The organism is Tolumonas lignilytica (assembly GCF_000527035.1).
Lineage (GTDB): Bacteria > Pseudomonadota > Gammaproteobacteria > Enterobacterales > Aeromonadaceae > Tolumonas > Tolumonas lignilytica.
In genome coordinates this window covers 1,258,559-1,280,453 of sequence record NZ_AZUK01000001.1, presented here as the reverse complement: position 1 = coordinate 1,280,453, position 21,895 = coordinate 1,258,559, and the positions used below count along the sequence as shown (strand labels likewise).

Annotated in this window: 20 protein-coding genes and 1 riboswitch; of the genes, 1 reads left to right on the top strand and 19 read right to left on the bottom strand. The window is 49.6% G+C overall.

The features are described 5' to 3' along the window. Window positions 1-41: 41 nt before the first annotated feature. The 17 genes from H027_RS0106105 to leuS form a co-directional block, all read right to left on the bottom strand. Complete coding sequence (locus H027_RS0106105; protein WP_152536696.1) at window positions 42-2,828, bottom strand: bifunctional diguanylate cyclase/phosphodiesterase; 2,787 nt, start codon at window positions 2,826-2,828, stop codon at window positions 42-44. Between the two features lie 110 nt (window positions 2,829-2,938). After that, a riboswitch (cyclic di-GMP riboswitch) is annotated at window positions 2,939-3,031 on the bottom strand. A gap of 85 nt (window positions 3,032-3,116) precedes the next feature. Further along, window positions 3,117-4,685 carry a nitric oxide reductase transcriptional regulator NorR gene (gene norR, locus H027_RS0106100; protein ID WP_024871607.1) on the bottom strand — a complete coding sequence of 523 codons (1,569 nt, stop codon included), beginning with the start codon at window positions 4,683-4,685 and terminating at the stop codon, window positions 3,117-3,119. A 58-nt stretch (window positions 4,686-4,743) separates the two neighbouring features. After that, complete coding sequence (locus tag H027_RS0106095; RefSeq protein WP_024871606.1) at window positions 4,744-5,427, bottom strand: ElyC/SanA/YdcF family protein; 684 nt, start codon at window positions 5,425-5,427, stop codon at window positions 4,744-4,746. A gap of 117 nt (window positions 5,428-5,544) precedes the next feature. Further along, window positions 5,545-6,510 (bottom strand): lipoyl synthase, encoded by a 966-nt coding sequence (lipA, locus tag H027_RS0106090; RefSeq protein WP_024871605.1) that lies wholly within the window; start codon window positions 6,508-6,510, stop codon window positions 5,545-5,547. Beyond that, window positions 6,503-7,180, bottom strand: coding sequence for a lipoyl(octanoyl) transferase LipB (gene lipB, locus H027_RS0106085; protein ID WP_024871604.1), 678 nt, complete (start codon window positions 7,178-7,180; stop codon window positions 6,503-6,505). The genes lipA and lipB overlap by 8 nt, the downstream gene beginning before the upstream one ends. Window positions 7,181-7,276: 96 nt before the next feature. Continuing rightward, complete coding sequence (gene ybeD / locus H027_RS0106080; RefSeq protein WP_024871603.1) at window positions 7,277-7,540, bottom strand: DUF493 family protein YbeD; 264 nt, start codon at window positions 7,538-7,540, stop codon at window positions 7,277-7,279. Window positions 7,541-7,625: 85 nt separating this feature from the next. Beyond that, window positions 7,626-8,861: a serine hydrolase gene (locus H027_RS0106075; RefSeq protein WP_024871602.1), complete on the bottom strand. Its 1,236-nt coding sequence runs from the start codon at window positions 8,859-8,861 to the stop codon at window positions 7,626-7,628. Between the two features lie 159 nt (window positions 8,862-9,020). Then, window positions 9,021-9,677, bottom strand: coding sequence for a septal ring lytic transglycosylase RlpA family protein (locus H027_RS18275; protein ID WP_051448958.1), 657 nt, complete (start codon window positions 9,675-9,677; stop codon window positions 9,021-9,023). A 27-nt stretch (window positions 9,678-9,704) separates the two neighbouring features. After that, window positions 9,705-10,475 (bottom strand): septal ring lytic transglycosylase RlpA family protein, encoded by a 771-nt coding sequence (locus H027_RS0106065; protein WP_024871601.1) that lies wholly within the window; start codon window positions 10,473-10,475, stop codon window positions 9,705-9,707. Then, window positions 10,465-11,436, bottom strand: coding sequence for a lytic murein transglycosylase B (gene mltB, locus H027_RS0106060; protein WP_051448957.1), 972 nt, complete (start codon window positions 11,434-11,436; stop codon window positions 10,465-10,467). Before mltB ends, H027_RS0106065 begins: the two co-directional genes overlap by 11 nt. A 13-nt stretch (window positions 11,437-11,449) precedes the next feature. Next, a complete protein-coding gene (gene rodA, locus H027_RS0106055) occupies window positions 11,450-12,553 on the bottom strand; it encodes a rod shape-determining protein RodA (protein ID WP_024871599.1) in 1,104 nt (367 codons plus the stop codon). Continuing rightward, window positions 12,550-14,439, bottom strand: coding sequence for a penicillin-binding protein 2 (mrdA, locus tag H027_RS0106050; RefSeq protein ID WP_024871598.1), 1,890 nt, complete (start codon window positions 14,437-14,439; stop codon window positions 12,550-12,552). The genes rodA and mrdA overlap by 4 nt, the downstream gene beginning before the upstream one ends. Before the next feature lie 3 nt (window positions 14,440-14,442). Beyond that, window positions 14,443-14,913 (bottom strand): 23S rRNA (pseudouridine(1915)-N(3))-methyltransferase RlmH, encoded by a 471-nt coding sequence (gene rlmH / locus H027_RS0106045; protein WP_024871597.1) that lies wholly within the window; start codon window positions 14,911-14,913, stop codon window positions 14,443-14,445. Window positions 14,914-14,916: 3 nt separating this feature from the next. Beyond that, window positions 14,917-15,252 carry a ribosome silencing factor gene (gene rsfS, locus H027_RS0106040; RefSeq protein WP_024871596.1) on the bottom strand — a complete coding sequence of 112 codons (336 nt, stop codon included), beginning with the start codon at window positions 15,250-15,252 and terminating at the stop codon, window positions 14,917-14,919. A 69-nt stretch (window positions 15,253-15,321) separates the two neighbouring features. Continuing rightward, on the bottom strand, window positions 15,322-16,359 hold the full coding sequence (gene holA / locus H027_RS0106035) for a DNA polymerase III subunit delta (protein ID WP_024871595.1): 1,038 nt from the start codon (window positions 16,357-16,359) through the stop codon (window positions 15,322-15,324). Next, on the bottom strand, window positions 16,359-16,856 hold the full coding sequence (locus H027_RS0106030) for an LPS-assembly lipoprotein LptE (RefSeq protein ID WP_024871594.1): 498 nt from the start codon (window positions 16,854-16,856) through the stop codon (window positions 16,359-16,361). The genes holA and H027_RS0106030 overlap by 1 nt, the downstream gene beginning before the upstream one ends. A gap of 3 nt (window positions 16,857-16,859) precedes the next feature. Then, window positions 16,860-19,445, bottom strand: a complete 2,586-nt coding sequence (gene leuS, locus H027_RS0106025; protein ID WP_024871593.1) for a leucine--tRNA ligase — start codon at window positions 19,443-19,445, stop codon at window positions 16,860-16,862. A gap of 156 nt (window positions 19,446-19,601) precedes the next feature. Here leuS and H027_RS0106020 point away from each other — a divergent pair, with 156 nt between their 5' ends. Continuing rightward, window positions 19,602-20,102 carry a zinc ribbon-containing protein gene (locus H027_RS0106020; protein ID WP_024871592.1) on the top strand — a complete coding sequence of 167 codons (501 nt, stop codon included), beginning with the start codon at window positions 19,602-19,604 and terminating at the stop codon, window positions 20,100-20,102. Window positions 20,103-20,156: 54 nt separating this feature from the next. Here H027_RS0106020 and H027_RS0106015 read toward each other — a convergent pair whose 3' ends face one another. Then, window positions 20,157-21,362 (bottom strand): serine hydrolase, encoded by a 1,206-nt coding sequence (locus H027_RS0106015; RefSeq protein ID WP_237657927.1) that lies wholly within the window; start codon window positions 21,360-21,362, stop codon window positions 20,157-20,159. 103 nt (window positions 21,363-21,465) lie between these two features. Continuing rightward, a complete protein-coding gene (locus H027_RS0106010) occupies window positions 21,466-21,849 on the bottom strand; it encodes a hypothetical protein (protein WP_024871590.1) in 384 nt (127 codons plus the stop codon). Window positions 21,850-21,895: the final 46 nt, after the last annotated feature.

Sequence of the window (21,895 nt, the reverse complement as noted above, 5' to 3'; positions counted from 1 at the left end):
TGAGTTAACACCCAATAGAGATAAATCCAGATCCCGATAATTTATATACAAGGCTCTATTTCCATTTTTGTTGCCAATAATGAATATATCTCTGAGGCAGACATTGGATGATAATAGTAGAAACCTTGGATTTCAGTGACGCCCAATTCCCTGATTTTTAGCATTTGTTCTTGTGTTTCTACACCTTCGGCGACCATGGCGAGGTTTAAATCTTTGGCCATATTAATAATGGCTCGTACCAATATTTCACCTTGTTTTCCATCCATCAGGCGTAGCACAAAGCTACGATCCAGTTTGACCATATCCAGAGGATATTGGCAGAGTGTATTGAGTGCTGAATAACCGGTACCAAAATCATCTAAGGCCAAATTGACACCAAGCTGTTTGATCTGCTCCATTTGTTTAACTGATTGAGCCGGGCGTTCAATCAACATACTTTCTGTGATTTCAATGACTAAATGCCGGGGGTGGAGTTTGGTCGCTTCCAGTGTACTGACCAGATGGCTCAATAATGTTGAACTGGAAAAGTGATGTGCCGAGAAATTGACATGAACGGATAGTAAGGGTTGTCCCTGTTCTTTACGCATTAAATTAAAATGTCGGATAAATCGGCAGGCTTGGGTCAATATTTGCTCGCCCAATTCCACGATTAAATTGCTTTCTTCTGCCATAGGAATGAAGCGAGCGGGTGAAATGGAGCCTAATTCATCATGCTGCCAACGGGCCAGTGCCTCAAAACCGACGATATCTCCACTCACACAAGATACGATGGGTTGAAAAACCGCCGTAATCTGAGCATTGCGAATAGCCGATGGCAGGTCTCGTTGAATAGCCAGTGTCTCAAGTGCTTCCTCATACATTCGATGACTGAAGACTTGCAGTCGTTTGTTTTGTTTTTTGGCTTTGCTCATTGCAAAGTCAGCACAGCGTAAAACATCTTCAACCGAGCCGTATTCTTTGCCACCGATGATAACGCTGATCGTGGTGGAAACCTCTAATGACACGCCATCAATGATCAGCGGGTGTAACAATAGCCGTTGAATCTCATGGCTTAACCGAACGGGTTGGTAGGCGGAGCTGATCTGCGGTATGAACAATACAAACTCATCGCCTGCAATCCGGGCTAAGGTATTTGTACCGAGCGGATCACTCTCCATACCCAAGCGCAACGCAACGGCTTTAATGACGCCGTCCCCGATATCATGTCCAAAGGTATCGTTGATTGCGCGGAAGCGATCCAAATTAATATATAACAAGGCAAACCGTTGTTGATCGTTGAGCTGTTTTAATGTCGGTTGCATCCGTTGTATCAGCGCATAGCGGTTATACAAACCGGTCAGGCTATCATTAAAGACCAGTCGTCGGATCTTGTTCTCGTGCAGGCGGCGTTCGGAGATATCATTCATACACACCAGCAGTGCTTGATGTTGGCGATGCTCAATCGGTGTAATGTCGAGTTCACAGGGCACGAGCCAACCTAGATGTCCGACGATATCCCATTCAAAATTGTATTCTTTGTCTGCGAGGCGTTTATAAAAAAGCGTATCGCCTGAACCTGACTTATCTGAGTCATGCAATAACTGTTCGAGTGGGCGACCAATTAAATCCCCCATGCTGTCATAACCCAGCATATTAGCCGCAGCCTGATTAGCACTTAACACGCGCTTGTCATGAATGATCAGCATTGGTTGATTAGCATTTTCGTAGACGGCATAGAACTTATTCTCTACCTCTTCCAATGCATCATTGGTTTGTAATTTGGTTGCCAGTAATTTATTGACTACTTTGCCCACTAAAGCGATTTCATCTTGGTTATCATCGACATTGAGAGGTTGGGAAAAATCATTTTGTAGTAAGCGTTTTAGCCCGTCTTCCAGTAAATGTAAGCGAGTGCCCAGACTGCGGCGCAACTCGCTGAAAAACAGCATGCTGATCAACGCACCGCCCAGAAGGCATGAAAAAGCCAGTATCAGTAATGCTTCTTTGCTGCTTTGATAAAAATCGCGTGGTGCGGTGATCTTGATGACTGCAGAAGGTTGCTGATTGATATCTTTTAATACGCTGAATACCGAGATGGTATCGTCAGTTAACAGATGGCTAAACGACTGCTTCTCAGTAATTAAATCTGCATAAACAGGGTGGGGAAGCTGGTTTGGATTGATATCTAACAAGGCCGTATCATTCATCAGCACCGACTTGTAACGTTCCGGGAAAAATTCACGGATATGTTGTGCCCAAATCATCCAGCCACCCACTTCGGTCTCCATATTGCCCGCAGTAACAGGAGCCAGTGAAATCAGGAAAGGAGCGCCCTGGAGTGAAATGATCCCCGCATAAGGTTTTAGTGCCGGATGAAGTTGGCTGCGTAACTGATTAAATTGCTGCCCGATCCCTTGAGGGGATAAGAGTTGCTGGAGAATTTGTGCGGAAAGCGGTTCGCTCTTATCGTGTTTAGCGTTGAGTTGCGCGCCATCAATATACTCGCCTTTTAAATTGAAAAAGGCCATCAAGGTAACATCGTTATTATTGAGGGAATCCGGATTGAGATTTCGGGCGTGATAACCGGGATCGCCACGAGTCAGGAGGTTGAATGTTTCATCCCAAAAAGCCCAATCACAACTGCGCTTTGCCAGCTCGTTCAGTTTAATCTGAATGGTCTGCTGGGCCTGTTGATTGGTCTGAATAGTTTCTTGTAGTTCTAACGAATTGATTTCACGCAGGAAAAAATACCAAGTCAGCGAGATGCTTAGTCCGAGGATCATCAAAAGACCGCCGCCAAATAGCAGTGCTGTTCGGGTGGAAAGCTTGATATGTTTAATCGACAGCAACACGAGACTCCATTCAGATAAGAATACCCATGAACAGTCACACAAATGTTGCCATTTGACTCCGAAACTAGCGGGTCAAGGTGTATAAATTCAATTTATACACATGAGGATCTGGCAACTCCGCTATCGTGATCAGTACGAGACTGATGTTAGACCGGAAGCTTTGCGTCCTGCCCTTTCGGTACAGTTTGCCTTTTTCATATTTTTAACAGAGTGTAACAGCCTCAGCCCGATTATCCAATGCAACAATAAGACTAAAACGAGACTGGCATTTTCTGCTTCATTTTTTTATGAAGAAGATCCCTGTTTTATTCCAAGTCGAAGTGCGAGTCGGTTGAGATTGGCTCGATCCGTTTTCAATTCTCGAGCCGTCGCTGACCAATTGCCATCATTGGCCTCTAGTGCCTTAATAATTAATGCTTTCTGGAAGCGATCAATGCTTTCACGCAGCCCCTGTTCGGAAGGCAACGTGAGTATGTCGGTTGCCTTAATATCTTGTTCCGCTTGAACTGAGATAGTTGAGACTGGCAGGTCCAAATGATCGGCCAGAATCAAGGGGCGACCTGCTTTATGCCGGGTGGCCTTGAGACTGGCCCGCATCAGCATATGTTCAAGTTCGCGTACATTTCCAGGCCAGTCATAAGATTGCATCGCTTGTAATGCTTGTGGATGTATCCCTATTTGTTGTAACCCCAGGCGGCTTCTGGCTTGATCCAGAAAATAGCTGCTCAGTGTATCGAGATCCGTTTTATGGTCACGCAGAGGTGGCACAGCGATCGGGTAGACTTTGAGGCGATGATACAAGTCACTACGGAATCGGCCTGCGGCCACTTCCAATTCCAGATCTCGGTTGGTTGCTGCGATTAACCGGACATTAACTCGCAGTAGTTTATCGGAGCCGACCCGCTGAATTTCCCCTTGCTGTAAGGCGCGTAATAATTTTGCCTGCAGACTGAGCGGTAATTCACCGATTTCATCCAGAAACAGCGTGCCGCCATCTGCCAGTTCAAATTTACCGGCCCGATGGCTGGTGGCGCCGGTGAATGCCCCTTTGACGTGTCCGAACAGTTCACTTTCTGCGATCTGCTCGGGCAATGCCGCGCAATTGACATGCACCAGCGCCTGTTCACTACGGCGAGAATGGGCGTGTAATGTCCGGGCGACTAATTCTTTTCCGGTGCCTGTTTCACCGGTAATGAGGACGGCCAGATCGGTATTGGCGACCATATCGATCTCTTCGCGCAATTTCCGGATCTGTGCACTGTTACCGATCAGTTCTCCTTCTCGGCGGCGGGCATCACGAACGAGTTCCTGCGCCAACTCTTGTTGCTGGGCACGGCTGTGCTCCAATGCACGTATCAGCGCGACATTCCGCAAGGTGGCGGCGGCGAGAGCAGCGAAAGCGGCCACAGTCATGTCATCGACATCGTCAAACCGTCCGGGGGCCAGTGCATCTAAGGTTAAGACGCCGACCAATTGTCGATCGACATATAGACTGCAGCCCATGCAGGAATGGACATCGGCATTACGCTCACGATCAATGGCCAGCCAGCCATCAAAGGGATCGGGTAATTCGGCATCGGCCGGAAAACGAATAGGATCCCGCTCTTGTAAGATGGCTTGCAGGCGAGGGTGCTCTGCGGGCAAAAAGCGTTGACCAATCAGCTCGGGAGCCAGACCCATTGCTGCGACCGGAACGAGCTCCCCTTCGTTTAATTGCATCAAGGCGACGGCATCGCAGGGTAAAACATCACAGATGGCTTGAACCAGACGCTGAAACTGTAATTCGCCGGGCATGGATGTGGAAAGACCCACCGCAATTTGTAACCATGCGTGATCAAGAGTGGGTTGCGACATTAGTAATACTCAAAATACATTTTTTGAATGGCGAGTATCAATACCCTGTTTTCGCATTTTATTCCACTTCAATTTGTTCTCCCATGAAGCGTGGTTCCCGTTCCCAGATATAGACGTCAAACAAACACCACAACCGAGCAAAAAACTCTCTGACACGGGTTTTAAAACCGGTATAGACATCGACATCTTTAGCATTAAAACCGATGACATCTAAGTGATGATGACGGGCAAGGAAAATGGCCCGTTCATTCTGGAAGCGTTGCGATACCACGGTGAACTGTGTTTGTCCGAACACGCCATGTGCTCGGAGAATGGAATCCAGCGTTCTGAATCCGGCATAATCACTGTAGATAGCGTGGGCCGGGATCCCTCGTTTTAATAACTCTCGTCGCATTTCCCGTGGCTCGTTATAGCTCATTGTCGCATTGTCACCAGAGACAATAATTTGCGTGATTTTGCCACTGAACCAGAGTCGTACGGTGGCATCGATCCGATTTTCGAAATATTGATTCAGGCCGCCACCGACCAAGTATTTTGATGTTCCCAGAACGACGGCGACCTTGTTATAAGGCACAGATGCGACATCATCATAGGTATATTGACGCCCATGACTGATCACCTGATTGGCGAGCCATAACAGAAGAAAGAGTGTCACCGACAGCGTCATGATTGTGCGACGAAGATTGCGACGCAAACGAGGCGTAAAAATTGTCGTGACAAGTTGAATCACACGAGTCAGCAAAACAGCGGCATTCCTGAAAAACGAAAGTGGAACCTCTGTATAATACTGGATCAACGCCGGAAATACACGGATAGGATAATTGGGTCAGTATCGACAGGAAGATACTGACCCACAAGGCTATTTTACTTCTTTACCCTGCGCTTGCAGGTCTGCATGGTAGGAAGAACGGACAAATGGGCCACAAGCTGCGTGAGTGAAACCGAGATCCAGTGCGATCTCTTTCAGCTCGTCAAATTCATGTGGCGGCACATAACGTTTCACCGGTAAATGGTGACGGCTAGGCTGCAGATACTGGCCCAGCGTCAGCATCGTGACGCCATGTGCCCGCAGATCTTTCAGCACCTGTACAATATCTTCGTTGGTTTCACCGAGCCCCATCATCAGACCAGATTTGGTAGGAAGATCCGGATGCAGCTCTTTCATTTTCTGCAGCAGTTTCAACGACCAGGCGTAATCGGCACCAGGACGCGCCATGCTATAGAGGTGAGGTGCGGTTTCCAGATTGTGGTTAAACACATCTGGCGGCGTGTCGCGGAAAATAGCCAAGGCTTTATCCATGCGGCCACGGAAATCCGGCGTCAGCGTTTCAATGCGGGTATTGGGTGAAGCCTGACGAATTTCACGGATACAATCTGCGAAATGCTGAGCGCCACCATCACGCAAGTCATCGCGGTCGACCGAGGTGATCACGACATATTTCAATGCCATTTCGCGAATGGTATTGGCCAGTTTCTTGGGTTCATCTGCATCGGGAGCCAGTGGTTTACCGTGGGCAACATCGCAAAATGGGCAGCGGCGAGTGCAGATTGCACCCAGGATCATAAAGGTCGCAGTGCCATGATTGAAACATTCTGACAGGTTAGGGCAGGAGGCTTCTTCACAGACCGAATGCAGATTATTTTTCCGCATGATGTTTTTGACATGCTGTATTTTTTCATCGGTCTTCGGTAGACGAATACGCATCCAGTCCGGTTTTTTTAGCTGTTCCCCTTCCTGTTCCGGTAAAAACTTTACCGGGATCAGTGCCATTTTGTCTGCATCGCGCAATTGCACGCCGGGTTGAACAGTAATTGGTTTAGTCATGAGTTTCCTCGCAAGCGGGGGCATAAATGACAGCATCGCCGTCCTGCCACTGGGTGATCCCTAACTGCTGGGTAAAAGCGTGCAACAAACCCTCTGCTGCTTCGGCCACATTCATGGGGCCACCCAGACTACAGCACTGCGTCATTGCCAAACCGGCATAGCCGCATGGGTTAATGTGCTGAAATGGCGTTAAATCCATCGCCACATTAAGCGCCAGACCATGAAAAGAACGGCCATGGCGAATTCGTAAACCTAAAGATGCGATCTTGGCATTGTTGACATAAACACCCGGCGCATCAGCCCGGGAAACGGCATCAATGTGGTAGTTTGCTAACAAGCGGATCACGGATTGTTCCAGAATGGTCACCAGTTCGCGAACACCAACGCCGAGACGACGCACATCCAGTAACGGATAAAACACCAGTTGGCCGGGGCCATGATAGGTGACTTGGCCACCACGATCGCTTTGGACTACCGGAATCGAGGTGGTGTGCAGCAGGTGTTCGGGTTTTCCTGCTTGACCCTGCGTGTAGACCGGATCGTGTTCGACCAGCCAGATTTCATCAGCAGTTTCAGGTGTACGTTGATTGGTGAAGGCCTGCATGGCATGCCAGATTGTTTCGTAGGGCTGGATACCTAACCGCCGGACAATCAGTGAGGAATGCTGCAAAATTGTTTCCGCTTTGTTGCAATTTTGCTTAATTATAATGAGGTCGCTGGCAATTACCAGCGACTTATCGCGTAGAAAGACACAGTATTTATAGTGTTAAAGCACAACCCGGACCAGCTCTATTTCGCCCAGTGCGGAATACATGGTTTCCAGATGCTCTTTACTGTGCGCGGTGACGGTGACCGTCACGGACAGATAGTTGCCCTTGCTGCTGGGTTTGATGCTGGGTACATAATCACCGGGAGCATGTTTTTGTAAAACAGCAACCACTTGATCAGCCAGCGTTTCATCTGCCACGCCTAATACTTTAAACGGAAATTGGCAGGGGAAATCCAGCAGTTCATCAAATTTGGTATTCAAGCCCATCTTCATTACCTCAAGCTTGTAGTTAAAACAAAAAAAGGCCCGTTGATTGCGGGCCTTCTGGGATTTGGTAATTAACCCGTTAGCCAATTAACTGATGGATCAACAGTACCAGATAATCCCACAGACGACTAAAGATACCACCTTCTTCAACAGTATCCAGTGCGACCAGTGGATACTGTGCCATATCTTTACCATCAACTCGCAGGAAAATAGTGCCGACGGTTTCCCCTTTCTTGATCGGTGCACGCAGTTCACGTGTGAGTTGGAAATCGGCTTTCAGTTTCGATGCGGCACCGCGTGGTGCTAGCAGGTTGATATCATGGTCAGTGCCGAGACTGATTTCGCTCTTATTACCCATCCAAATCCGTTGTTTGGTTAATTCGGCACCTTGCTTGTAAGGTTGGACGTTTTGATAAAAACGGAAACCGTATGTCAGCAGTTTTTTACTTTCATCGGCCCGTTGTTGTTCGGTATTGGCACCAATAATGACGGAGATGAGGCGCATCCCTTCAGGGCCGGTCGCTGAGGCCACCAGATTGTAACCCACTTCACTGACATGCCCGGTTTTGATCCCGTCGACAACCAGGGTTTTGTCCCATAACAGGCGGTTACGGTTATGCTGGGTAATGCCGTTGAAGGTAAAGTCTTTTTGCGAATAAACCTGATATTCGTTAGGCAGGTCACGAATCAAGGCCTGACCTAAACGGGCCATATCGTGTGCGGTTGAATAGTGATCCGGATTGTACAACCCGTGTGCATTAACGAAGTGGCTATCTTTCATGCCCAGTTTCGCTGCCCATTGATTCATCAGGCTGGCAAAGGAGTCTTCGGAACCGGCAATAAACTCGGCCATTGCGATACAAGCGTCATTACCTGATTGAATGATGATCCCTTTATTCAGGTTGTCGACACTGACCTGTTTACCGACCTCGATAAACATTTTGGATGAATCGTCGTAATTTTTTGCCCAGGCATTCCGGCTGATGGTGACCATGTCAGTCGGTTTGATCCGGCCTGATTTCAGCTCTTGCCCGATCACATAGGAAGTCATCATTTTGGTCAGGCTGGCTGGCGGCAGGCGTTCTTCAGTGTTTTCACCGATCAGAACTTGGCCACTGTTGTAGTCCATCAGCAAATAGGCTTTAGCTGCGATCTGAGGTGGGCTGGGCAATGCTATCGGTGCGGCAGCCGGCATCGGTTTCGGATCAGGCGTTGGCATCGGGTTGGGAGTTGGGGTTGCGGTTTCTGCGAAGGTGGCAGCACTAAAACTGAATACGGCTGTCAACAGAACAAGTTTCGCCAGTTTCAACGTCATGATCCTTATTTATCCGAAGGTAGTTTGATTTCTGTGATCAAACCTAGCCAGTTTAAAATCACGCCCACTATAACAAAACACAACCGTAGGGGGCACTCAAAACTGTGAACAAAACACAGATGCGCTGTTTTTTTGTGCAACAACTGTCAAGACGCAGGATTAATTGCGTGACGAGAGTAATAAGGGCGAATTGGTATTGATCAGTTCAATTTTGACTCTGACCACACCATTTTCTACGATGCCCAGACGTGCGGCGGCGCCGTAGGAGAGATCGAGAATGCGGTCGCCGACAAAGGGTCCGCGATCATTGACTCTGACCACCAGGGTCCGGCCATTTTCCAGATTGGTGACATGGATATAACAAGGCAGCGGCAGACTCTTATGTGCCGCCGAAATGGCATATTGATCATACACTTCACCATTGGCGGTCAGGCGCCCGTGAAAGCCCGGCCCATACCAGGAAGCCAGCCCTTCTGCAGTATATTCTTTGATATCTTTCCAGATGGGGTAGTACTTGCCATCGACTTCATAGCCATCATTACCACGCTGACTGGGAACTTCATATACTGGGGAAAGTAAACCCATCTTACGTCGTTGCCGAGGGGTCATGCGGGCATATTCATCATCGGTGACAATCGGGCCCGCATAAACTTTAAACTGGAAACGGGAGCCGCTGTTTAAGTCTTCGGTATGTACCGTAGTGGTCATAGGACGGATGCGATAGCTGATCTCCTGTGAGGTGCAGGCGGAAAACAAGACCAGCAACAGGATCAGGCTGTGGCGATAGTATGTAGATGTGGTTACTGAAAAACGCATACTCATCCTTGCTCGGTTGGTTTCAGGTCAGTTGAGAAAGAAGGCATTCCCGAATCCAGATCCTCTTAACTTAGATAATAGTCGTTCTGCCTGCGGTTTCTCCAGCGGGCCAAGATGCAGCTTATACATGCTATTCATGGCCACGACTCTGGGCGGGACACCATAACGGCGTTCGACATCCGAGGCAACCTGTTTGGCTTTGCTGAGGTTGTTAGTCGCCAGCAGTTGAATGGTGCGTGATTCATGTTTCGCAATGATTTCATCGGCATTTGCCGGGCGGGCTGGATGGAGCAGTTCAACATGCACATGGGCGGTGCCAGCACCGATAATGCCCAAACGCGAGGCGGCGCCATGTGACAGATCCAGGATCCGATCGCCATGAAAAGGGCCTCGGTCGTTGACACGAACAATCAGACGGCGACCATTATCTAAATTGGTAACACGTAAGTAGCTGGGTAACGGCAGATTTTTATGTGCGGCGGAAATATCTTCCTGATTATAGAGTTCGCCGTTGGAGGTGTATTTGCCATGGAAACCGGGGCCATACCAAGATGCCGTCCCGTCAATATTGTATTGCTGGATGCCATTCCAGACTTTGTATTGCTGCCCCATGACGTTGTAATCGGTGTTGCCAATTCGGCTGGGCGGTTCAAACCGCGGAATCGCCCCATTGACATCAATCAAAGGTTTTTGCGGTGTAACTGGCGGCGACGAGGTGGTGTTTTGCTGGCTACTGCAAGCAGCCAGCAGGGTCAGTGCGAGAAAGCTGTAAACAAGGCAATAGGGATTAATGACCATAATATTGTTTCGCAAGCTGCTGACTCAAATCATATACAACCATGGCGTATAACGGACTTTTATTATAGCGGGTGATCACATAAAAATTCTGACGAGCTACCCAATATTCAGAATAGCTTGGCTGAGCCAGTTGGATCAGACTGACAGGCGTTGTGGCGGGTAAGACGACAGCGGTGTTGATACCGGCTTGTTTTAGCTGTCCCCATTGCTGCTTCAATTCCACGCGATCCTGAACATAGGTCAACGCCGATGGTTTGGTGACCTGTGCTGCCTCTACAACCGGCTCACCCATGCGCCAGCCGTGCAGATGAAAGTAGTTGGCCACACTGCCGATGGCATCATCGGGATCAGAGAACAGATCTTTGTGTCCATCACCATCAAAATCAATAGCATAAGTCAGATAACTGGATGGCATGAACTGGCCCATCCCCATCGCGCCGGCATAAGACCCCATGCGGGTTTTCATGTTCCACCCTTGCTGATTAGCCAGTTTGACGAAGTTGGCAAATTCTTTACTGAAAAAAGGCGTACGGGTGGGGTGATAAAATGCCAGCGTAAATAAAGAGTCGAGGATCGGGTGTTCTCCCATTTTGTTGCCGTAAAAGGTTTCAACACCGAGGATGGCCACAATCACACTGGCGGGAACATGGAAGGTCTTTTCAGCACGAGCCAGTGCGGTTGCATGAGCGCGCCAGAATTCAACGCCTTCATTAATCCGTTTGTCAGTCAAAAACAGCGCTTTGTATTCATACCAGGGTTTGCTTTCCGCGGTGTGGGTGAAAGCATCCAGCACGGATTGGCGAAAGTTGGCTTCCTGAACTGCCTGTGTCAGCTCTGTCATCGGCACATTGATTTCCTGGCTGAGGGCGACCAATCGCTGATTATCTTGCGGGCTTAAGGTTGCAGCAGTGACTGTTCCGGTTAAGAACAAAGAAAAGGCCAGCGCCATGATTCGTTTCATAAAAATACCTGTATTAAGCCAAAAGCCGACGGTGAGTATGGATCGACATTAAAATACCGAAACCGGCACACAACGTGATCATCGCGGTGCCACCATAACTGACCATGGGCAGTGGCACACCAACCACCGGCAGGATCCCGCTGACCATGCCGATATTGATAAACACATAAAAGAAAAAGGTCAGCGATAATGCACCGCCCAATAAACGATCGAAACAGTTCTGGGCCTGCAGACTGATATGAATGCAGCGATATAGGATCAGCAGATATAACAGCATCAGGACAATAAACCCGATCAGGCCAAATTCTTCCCCGATCACGGCGAAAATAAAATCGGTATGACGCTCGGGAATAAAATCGAGTTGTGATTGAGTGCCGTTTAACCAGCCTTTACCAAATAACCCACCGGAACCAATGGCTATTTTTGATTGGATAATATGATATCCCGTACCCAGCGGATCATTTTCCGGATTCAGAAACGTCAGCACCCGTTGGCGCTGATAGTCGTGCATGAGGAAGAACCAGATGACGGGCATAAAAGCACAGAGCAACGCTACGGCAGCAATGATCAGCCACCAGTTAATCCCAGCCAGGAAAATAACAAAAACCCCAGAAACCGCCACCAGAATAGCCGTACCCAAATCAGGTTGCTTGGCGATCAGTATGGTTGGTATTAGCACCAGCGTCAGAGCGATTGCCACATGAGCCAGACGGGGGGGTAAGGGATGCCGATCCATGAAAGCGGCAATGGTCATTGGCATAACAATCTTCAGGAACTCGGATGGCTGGAACTTAATGAAACCCAGATCCAACCAGCGTTGTGCACCTTTACCGATATGACCAAATACCATGACGCATAGCAGCAACAAAATACAGACGAGATAGGCTGGGGGTGCCCAACGAGCATAGAACCCAGGTGAAAACTGCGCCATGATCAGCATGACAGTAAAAGCGATGCTCATATGGATTAGCTTATTTAGCAGCATATCCATATGTTGACCCGTTGCGGAATACAGGATCACCATACTGAATGACAGCAGTGCTATGATGGCGAACAACAGTGGCAAATCGATATGAATTTTCTGCCAAAGCTGCGATTTACTATTTTCTTCGTTCAATGTGCCGCCGCCTCATCATCATCTTTCACATCAGCATCATATTTGCCAAGCAGATACGCATCGAGCATCGCTCTGGCGATAGGTGCTGCATTCTTACCACCGCCACCCGCATTTTCAAGAATGACGGCACAAACAACGCGCGGGTTGTCAAAAGGAGCAAAACTAACAAACAACGCATTATCACGATGTTCAGCCTTGATTTTGCTGGCATCGTAGCGCTGGTTTTCTTTCATGCCAACGATCTGCGCCGTTCCCGACTTACCCGCTGCTTTGTAGGGGGCTCCGGCAAAGGCGTGACGTCCTGAACCTTCTGGCCCATTAATAACCAGATACATCCCCTGCAGGGAGACGCCCCAGTAACTATCGTCTTTTACTTTGATCGGTTCTTGTTCCGGCGGCACGATAGGTTGTCTTTTATCACCATGACCAAACGCCAAGCCCAGATGCGGTGTGATGATCCGACCATGTTGCGTCAGAATACTGTGCGCACGGGCCAACTGGATCAGCGTTGCCGTCCAATAACCTTGGCCGATACCAACCGAAATAGTATCACCCTGGAACCAAGGCTGGCGGTGGCGTTTCAGTTTCCAGTCACGGGATGGCAACACCCCGGTGCTTTCTTCGTAAATATCGAGACCGGAATAATTGCCAAAGCCGAAGCGCGTCATGTATTCATTGATTTTATCGATACCGACCCGGTAAGCGAGATCATAAAAGAAGGTATCTGCTGAAACTTCGATCGCCCGGTATACGTCCAGCCAGCCATGCCCTCCTCGGCGCCAGTCACGGAATTTACGTGCGGTACCGGGGATCTGGAAGGTAGGACCACCAAAGTAACGGGATGTCGGTGTGATAGCCCCCTCGTTGAGACCCATGACGGCCAACAAGGGTTTCACGGTTGAAGCCGGTGCATAACCGCCTTGTGAGATACGGTTGATCAGCGGTCGAGCCGGATCATTCAACAGGGCTGAATATTCTTTCCCCGTGACGCCACGAACGAAAATGTTCGGGTCATAGCTGGGGGCCGAAACAAAGGCCAGTATTGAGCCATCCCGCGGATCCATCATGATGATCCCGCCCTTGCGGCCTTGCATCAGCTCATAACCGCGTTTTTGCAGCTTACTATCGATACTGAGATACAGATCCTGCCCGGCTTGTGGCGGCTGGTATTTCAGTGTCCGTAATACGCGTCCTTTATTGTTGACTTCCACTTCCTGATAGCCGGCCTGACCATGCAGCTCATCTTCGTAATACTTTTCAACACCCTGTTTACCGATATCATGCGTGGCGGCGTAATTGGCGAGTTTGCCTTCTTTATCAAGACGCTGCAGATCCTTGACGTTAATGCGGGCTACATAACCCAGCGCATGGGTTAACTCATCGGCATAAGGGTAATGACGTTTCAGATAGGCTTCGATGCTGCAACCGGGGAAGCGGTACTGATTGACCGAGAATTTGGCCACCTGTTCTTCGTTAAGCTGTTCCGCCAGCGTCAGCGGATTAAATTTCCGGTTGTGCCGGGCCTCGGTCAGAATGCGGGGAATATTTTCCGGATCTAACCCCAGTAGATCGGTTAATTCCTGAATGGTTTGTTTCAGGTTGGTGGTTTGTTCGGGAATGATTTCCAAACTGAATTCAGGCTGATTTTCTGCCAGCAAGACACCATTACGATCAAAAATCAAACCACGGGGTGGTGCATTGGGGATTACCTTGATGCGATTGTCATTTGAGCGGGTTTGATAATCCTGGTATTGCACGATCTGCAGGTAATAGAGATTCGCAAACAACATGGCAATCATCAGCACGATGACAAAGACGGAAAACCACATCCGCCGAGCAAACAGCGCACTTTCCAGAACTTGATTTTTGAAGGCGATCCGGGACATGAGTTATTCGCGATGATAAGGGTGGTTAGTGGTCAGGCTCCATGCACGATAGAGACTTTCTGCAACCACAATCCTAACCAGAGGATGTGGCATGGTCAGTGCAGACAAGCACCAGCTTTGCTCGGCAGCCTGTTTGCAGGCAGGCGCCAATCCTTCAGGCCCGCCGATCAACAAGGCGACATCGCGGCCATCTTGCTTCCAGCTTTCCAAATGCTGTGCCAGTTGCGGCGTGGTCCAGTTTTTACCCGGCAGATCAAGCGTGACGATCCGGCTGGATTTGCCAACCGCAGCGAGCGTCAATTCCCCTTCTTTTTCCAGAATGCGGGCAATATCGGCATTTTTCCCCCGTTTTCCTGCTGGAATTTCAATCAATTCCAGAGGCATATCTTTGGGAAAGCGGCGTTGGTATTCGTTAAAGCCAGTGGTAACCCAGTCAGGCATTTTGGTTCCCACCGCGATAAGCTGGATCTTCATCGATCAGGCGGCCTTGATGTTACTGCTCCACAGCTTTTCGAGCTGGTAGCGATCACGGATTTCATCTTGCATTACATGGATCATCACTTCACCCAGATCGACCAGCACCCATTCAGATTCTTTGTCGCCGTCGATACCAAATGGTATTACCCCCGCATGGCGTGCTTCTTCGGCCACTTTATCCGCAATAGAACGGACATGGCGGTTTGAATTGCCTGAGCAGATGATCATGCAATCGGTAATATCTGATTTACCGCGTACATCCAAGACCACGATCTCTTTTGCTTTGATATCGTCGAGTTTATCAACGATGAAATTCTGTAGTTCTTTACCTTGCAAGAAGATGTTCCTCCGAATAATGAGCGCGCGATTATAGCATGCAGTGATGAGGGATCGGCATTCGCTTTTTCAGAGTTGTTGCGGCAGCGTAAAACGCAATGATGCATTACCGCGAAATGCCAATGATAATGTTTGCAGCCATTGCCACGCGGAGGCGTTATCAAACGTGCGGTTACTGCGGTCGAGTTCGCTGATCATATGCAACATGTCGCGTAACTGCCGGGCGGAGAGACGCTGCATGGCTTGTTGTACCAAGGCTTGCCGGCTGGGCCAGACTTTGGCGGCCTGCATCAGCGGCGGCAGTGGCTGATGGGCGTCCTGTGCCAGACGTAATGCCCAGAGCAGTTCCAGCTCTTTCGCCAGCGCCCAGGTCAGCATCCCCGGTTCCACCCCTTCATCGCGCAGTTGCATCAAGATGCGCAGTGCCCGCTGACTTTTACCTTCCAGTAAGGTGTCCAGCCATTTAAAGGGGTCGAAAGTATTATGACGGGTGATATTTTGCTGCAGCACACTCACGGTCAGCGGCTGCGGCAGATTGAGCAACGATAGTTTTTCCAGCTCTTGTGCGGCGGCAAGCAAGTTGCCTTCATAAGCATGACATAAGAACGTAACTGCATCGTTATCCGGTCGCAGGTTTTGCTGTTGGCAACGTTGCTTCATCCAGCGAGGGAAATAGCGGGCATCCGGCAGGGCAACCGGAATATAAACGCCTTGTTTATCCAGCGCGGTGAACCAGTTACTTTTTGTTTGCGTGCTGTTTAGTTTGGGGCCGAGAATAATCAGTAGCAGGTCAGGATGAAGCTGCTGTTGAAGTTCACTAATCCGTTCGGCCCACTCTTTGGGGAATTTATCGCCTAATTCCAGCTCAATGATCTGTCGGTTGGAAAAAAGGCTGAGACTTTGACTGCAAGCGTGGATATCGTCCCAGGCGAGCGGCTCTTCAATCGCACTAAAACGCCAGACATCGGCAAACCCTTGCGTGCGTGCAACCTGGCGAATCTGTTGCAACGCTTCCATTTTCTGTAAGGGTTCATCACCAAAAATAAGATAGCAGGCACGAAGGCCTGCTTTTAATTGTTCCGCTAACTGTTCACTGAAGACGCGCATCAGTAAACAACGCGACCGAGTTGCACCAGAATGAGATCAGCGGTCTGAATTTCCATCTCATGGCGTAACTGGGCCTGTTCACGGGAAGAAGCCAATGCCTGCGCCGATTTATTCAAGAATACACGGCTAAAACGGGCACTGAATTTCTGCAAAGGTTTATGTGGCATCGTGATGCTGTAGTTGGTATTAAACAGCATGACGTATTCGACGACCTGACTGCGGTTATCGAGCGATGCGGCACTGTTACTGACCGTGATATTGCCCAGATCCAGCTCCATTACATCATCGCTGCGGTCAACGAGTCGGACACCATAATGACGCAGACGTGCGCTGACCATCCGATAAATATCGCTACGGTCATCACCCTCGATATGGATGGCTTTTAACTGCTCCGGCAGTAATTTGGTATTCGCCTTGTCACTGCCGCGCATTTGAAAGCCACAACCGGTGAGCAGGAAGCTCACCAGTATTATCAAACTCCAGACCTGTCGTTTCATCGATTAACCAACCACGATATTGAGCAGTTTGCCCGGAACATAGATCACTTTACGGATGCTCAGATCGCCCACGAATTTCACGACGGTATGATCCTGCATCGCCAGTGCCTGCACCTGCTCTTGAGTCGCGTCAGCAGCTACGGTCAGTTTGCCGCGGACTTTTCCGTTCACCTGTACCACCACCAGTTTTTCGTCTTCGACCATGGCGGCCGCATCGGCAACCGGCCAGACTGCCTGATCGATATCGGCATGACCCAAGGCCTGCCACAGATGGAAACAGACATGTGGTGTGATTGGGTAGAGCATCAGTACCACGTTGGTCAACACTTCCTGTACCAGTGCACGATCCTGCTCGGCTTCCTGCGGTGCTTTCGCAACCCGGTTCATCAGTTCCATGATAGCGGCGATAGCCGTATTGAACGTCTGGCGGCGACCGATGTCATCACTGAACTTGGCAATGGTCTTGTGCAGTTCACGGCGCAGTGTTTTCTGCTCGTTACTCAAGCTGGCAACATCTAACGCAGGTGCAGCACCTTTCGCGGTATGATCGGCCACGGCTTTCCACAGACGTTTCAGGAAGCGTTGAGCGCCATCGACACCTGATTCTTGCCATTCCAGCGTCATATCCGCAGGGGATGCAAACATCATGAACAGACGAACGGTATCCGCACCATAACGTTCGACCATCAGTTGTGGGTCAATACCGTTGTTTTTCGATTTCGACATTTTGGTCATGCCGGCATGAATCACTTCACGGCCGTCATTATCCACTGCTTTGACGATACGACCTTTTTCATCACGTTCTACTTTAACATCGACCGGACTCACCCAAACGCGGGCACCATTTTCGGTGTAGTAGAAGGCATCAGCCAGTACCATGCCCTGACACAGCAGACGTGTGAATGGCTCATCGCTTTTCACCATGCCGGCGTCACGCAGCAGTTTGTGGAAGAAACGGGCATACAGCAGGTGCATACACGCGTGTTCGATCCCGCCGATATACTGGTCAACTGGCAGCCAGTAGTTGGCTTTGTCGGTATCCAGCATGCCTTGTTGATAATCCGGGCTGCAGTAACGGGCGAAATACCATGACGACTCCATGAAGGTATCGAAGGTATCGGTCTCACGCAGTGCAGATTGACCGTTATATGTGGTTTTTGCCCACTCCGGATCGGCTTTAATCGGGCTTTGCACGCCGTCCATCACCACATCTTCTGGCAGGATCACGGGCAGCTGATCGGCTGGCGTCGGAACCACGGTGCCATCTTCCAGTGTCAGCATTGGAATTGGTGCACCCCAGTAACGCTGACGAGACACACCCCAGTCACGCAAGCGGTAGTTCACCGTGCGGTGACCTAAACCTTTTGCTTCCAGTTTTGCGCAGATGGCGTCGAATGCCTGCTGGAAGTTCATGCCATCAAACTCACCAGAGTTAAACAGCGCGCCTTTCTCGGTATATGCAACTTCAGAAATATCGGGTGCAGAACCATCCTCTGCAGCAATCACTGCTCGGATTTCCAGACCATATTTGGTAGCAAATTCATAATCGCGTTGGTCATGTGCCGGCACAGCCATCACCGCACCGGTACCGTAGTCCATCAGTACGAAATTGGCGACCATGATGGGTACGCGACGACCATCGATGGGATGTAAGGCATACAGGCCAGTCGCCATGCCTTTTTTCTCCATCGTTGCCAGTTCCGCTTCAGCAACCTTGGTGTTTTTGCACTCTTCGAGGAAATCAGCCAGTGCCGCATTATTTTCTGCCGCCTGTTTTGCCAGCGGATGAGCAGCCGCAACGGCTACATACGTCACACCCATCAGGGTATCCGGACGGGTGGTGTAGATATCGAAAGTCTGTTCGCTGTTTTCCACGCTGAACGTCATGGTCAGACCTTCAGAACGGCCGATCCAGTTCCGTTGCATGGTTTTCACCATTTCTGGCCAGCCATCCAGCTTGTCCAGGTCGCTCAGCAGTTCTTCAGCATAGGCCGTGATTTTGACAAACCACTGTGGAATTTCTTTCTGTTCCACCGGCGTATCACAACGCCAGCAGCAGCCGTCCTGCACCTGTTCGTTGGCCAGTACGGTCTGGTCATTCGGACACCAGTTCACGGAAGAGGTTTTCTTGTAAACCAGACCTTTTTTATACAGTTCAGTGAAGAACCACTGTTCCCAGCGATAATACTCGGGGGTGCAGGTGGCGACTTCACGATCCCAGTCGTAAGACAGACCCAGCATTTTCAGCTGGCCTTTCATGTATTCGATATTCTCGTAAGTCCATTTCGCTGGGGCTGAGTTATTTTTGATCGCCGCGTTTTCAGCAGGCAGACCGAACGCGTCCCAACCAATTGGCTGCATGACGTTTTTGCCATTCAGGCGCTGGTAACGGGAAATAACGTCACCGATGGTGTAGTTACGCACATGACCCATGTGCAGACGGCCTGATGGATAAGGGAACATAGACAGGCAGTAGAATTTTTCTTTATCTACTTTCTCGAAGGCTTTGAATGTCTGCTGTTTATCCCAATGCCGTTGAACTTCCGGCTCCAGGGACTGGGGATTGTATTGTTCTTCTAAAACTGACATGGGTATATCCGATTCGACAGATGTGGAGGGTGATCCGTTAGAAAATCCCCATAGGATACTTGTATTGGCTGATCGCAACAATAGCTGAGCAGACTCACAGGCTTTTTCTGTAACACACGCTATGCTTAAAACAGTGAATATCAGAAGGATAGCATCATGTCAGAACAAAACAGCCCGGACAAAAAACCGAAGGGGTATGAACTGTTTATGAGTCATGTTCGTGCCTTCTGGAGTGAAAAAGGTGCGCCGACGCGGGAGAATTTGTCGCATTGGCTGCAAGAAGTGGAAGAGTTTGTGAGTGCCGCCGAAGATATGACCAAAGACGAGTTAGCGTTGACCCGTGCTTATGTTAACGAAGAACTCAGCGAGTTTTTAGATGCCCCGGGGGGCTATCGGGATTCGGCGTTTTTTAATGCGTTACAACACACGGCATGGGAATGGTTGCTGGCGTTGAGTGATCGTACTCAGATAGAGCAGGTAGCGGTGGAAAATGATTTACATCATGCCCATGGTTACAAGGCCGGGGAGTGGATGGCTCCCGGTGAGAAAATCTGTAAGCTGTGTGGTTATCAGGAAACGCTGGCGCATGCGGTCAAGCTGACGCCCTGTCTCCATTGCGGTGGTGAGCATTTCCAGCGTAAACCGCTGGTGCCATAAGAGCCGAACGTTAAAAATCAAACAGCGCCATAAAGGCGCTGTTTTGATATCGAATCAACCTAACTGATTGGCGGGTTGATGTTCCAGCCAGCTCTTCAGGTTACGGGCATCATTTAACCGGCCTGAAGGTGCGCCTGCATCCAGAAAGACCATGACCATCGGTTTGCTCTGTACATCGGCCACCATGACCAGACAACGCCCCGCCTCTTTGATGTAGCCTGTTTTGGATAGCTCAATATCCCATACACCTTCCCGAACCAGTGCATTGCTGTTCTGATAATGCAATTGGCGACCAGAGGCACTGATAATGTCATGCTCGGTTGAAGTCGTAAATTCACGGATCTGCGGATAACGGTAAGCCGCCTGCACCATCAGGGCTAAATCGGCTGCGGTAGAGGTATTGTCTTTATTCAGACCGGTTGGATCATAGAAAATGGTGTGCATCATGCCCAATGAGCGGGCTTTACGGTTCATCGCTTTAACAAAGGCGGCAGTACCACCGGGATAGGTCCTGGCCAGTGAGTGGGCTGCACGATTCTCGGATGACATCAGCGCCAGCCACATGGTGTCATGCCGCGATAAGGTCGTGCCGAGCTCCAGACGGGAAGTAGATTTTTTGACGCGATCGACATCGGCATCACTAATGGTGATGGCCTGATCCATGGGCAGATGAGCATCGAGTACGACCATGGCGGTCATCAGTTTAGTAATCGAGGCAATCGGCGTGCGGCGGGCCGCATTTTTACCGTACACCATGCGGCCGGTAGAGGCATTCATGACCAGTGCGGAGCCTGAAGCCAGATAGGGGCTATGGCTGGGTTGCGGAATGGCTTCGTTAGATGCTGCTGACAGTGCGGCTACATTAGCTTTTGCCGAGTGGCGGGCTCGTGATACAGGCTGACTGACATTTTGTGCCAGCTGGCGACTCTTAGCCGATTTTACCGTCCGGCTGTATTTACTCATCCGTTGTGTGGAATTTAACGCGATCTGGCTAGCCGCTGGTCTTTTCGCTTTAGACGAGACAGTCTTGACCGGTTTGACGGCGGCTTTTTCGGTGGCTTTCGTTTTGGCCACCACGGCTACATGTTTTTTCGCCGATGCTTTCACCGCCACCACTTTTTTTACCGCTAATTTCGTCACGGGTTTATGTTTGACGGCAGCCGCTGGTTCATCTGGAACATATGGCTTGGGGGCTGTCGCAGCCATACTTTGCGAAGAAAAACAGACAAATCCAAATATGAAAGCTACTACCTTGTTCATCGCTATATCCTGAAACAGTCAAACTACATCAATCAGCCAGAAATCGGAGGCGGATTATAGCGCCAAACCTGAGAATTCCGGCCATCTGAATAAAAGAAAATTGTTACTGATTGTCGCTGGTGGTCACTTCTCTCGAAAGTTGCAGCGTTTTATTTAACACACCGTCTGTTACATCAAGCTGGTAATCCCCCGAGAGTTGAAAGATTTTCCATTTTTCCGCGCCGTATCCTTTTAACCCCATAAAGTCTTTTGCCTGTTGCACGCTCTGAAATGCAATGGCCCCCGGATAGAGACCAAACAGACAAGGGCCTAGTTTGATGACCGGGTGACCCGATGCCAGCGCAGCAGCATCATCCGGTGAACTGATGGTATAGACCGGATGAGCGGGAGATGCTCTGATCATCGGAACATTGAATAACTGGATATCTACCCAGACGGCAACGGCAATAAACATGATCAATGATAACGGGATCAGAAAATGTTTCATTCCGTGAGTTTCCAGTCTGACTGTTATATTAGGGGCTGATGTTCTC

Bases quoted from the DNA above. Each gene is read 5' to 3' on its own strand.
- norR (WP_024871607.1), bottom strand. From the start codon at position 4,685: ATGTCGCAACCCACTCTTGATCACGCATGGTTACAAATTGCGGTGGGT.
- lipA (WP_024871605.1), bottom strand. From the start codon at position 6,510: ATGACTAAACCAATTACTGTTCAACCCGGCGTGCAATTGCGCGATGCA.
- H027_RS0106075 (WP_024871602.1), bottom strand. From the start codon at position 8,861: ATGACGTTGAAACTGGCGAAACTTGTTCTGTTGACAGCCGTATTCAGT.
- H027_RS18275 (WP_051448958.1), bottom strand. From the start codon at position 9,677: ATGCGTTTTTCAGTAACCACATCTACATACTATCGCCACAGCCTGATC.
- H027_RS0106065 (WP_024871601.1), bottom strand. From the start codon at position 10,475: ATGGTCATTAATCCCTATTGCCTTGTTTACAGCTTTCTCGCACTGACC.
- mltB (WP_051448957.1), bottom strand. From the start codon at position 11,436: ATGAAACGAATCATGGCGCTGGCCTTTTCTTTGTTCTTAACCGGAACA.
- mrdA (WP_024871598.1), bottom strand. From the start codon at position 14,439: ATGTCCCGGATCGCCTTCAAAAATCAAGTTCTGGAAAGTGCGCTGTTT.
- rlmH (WP_024871597.1), bottom strand. From the start codon at position 14,913: ATGAAGATCCAGCTTATCGCGGTGGGAACCAAAATGCCTGACTGGGTT.
- holA (WP_024871595.1), bottom strand. From the start codon at position 16,359: ATGCGCGTCTTCAGTGAACAGTTAGCGGAACAATTAAAAGCAGGCCTT.
- H027_RS0106030 (WP_024871594.1), bottom strand. From the start codon at position 16,856: ATGAAACGACAGGTCTGGAGTTTGATAATACTGGTGAGCTTCCTGCTC.
- leuS (WP_024871593.1), bottom strand. From the start codon at position 19,445: ATGTCAGTTTTAGAAGAACAATACAATCCCCAGTCCCTGGAGCCGGAA.
- H027_RS0106020 (WP_024871592.1), top strand. From the start codon at position 19,602: ATGTCAGAACAAAACAGCCCGGACAAAAAACCGAAGGGGTATGAACTG.
- H027_RS0106015 (WP_237657927.1), bottom strand. From the start codon at position 21,362: ATGAACAAGGTAGTAGCTTTCATATTTGGATTTGTCTGTTTTTCTTCG.
- H027_RS0106010 (WP_024871590.1), bottom strand. From the start codon at position 21,849: ATGAAACATTTTCTGATCCCGTTATCATTGATCATGTTTATTGCCGTT.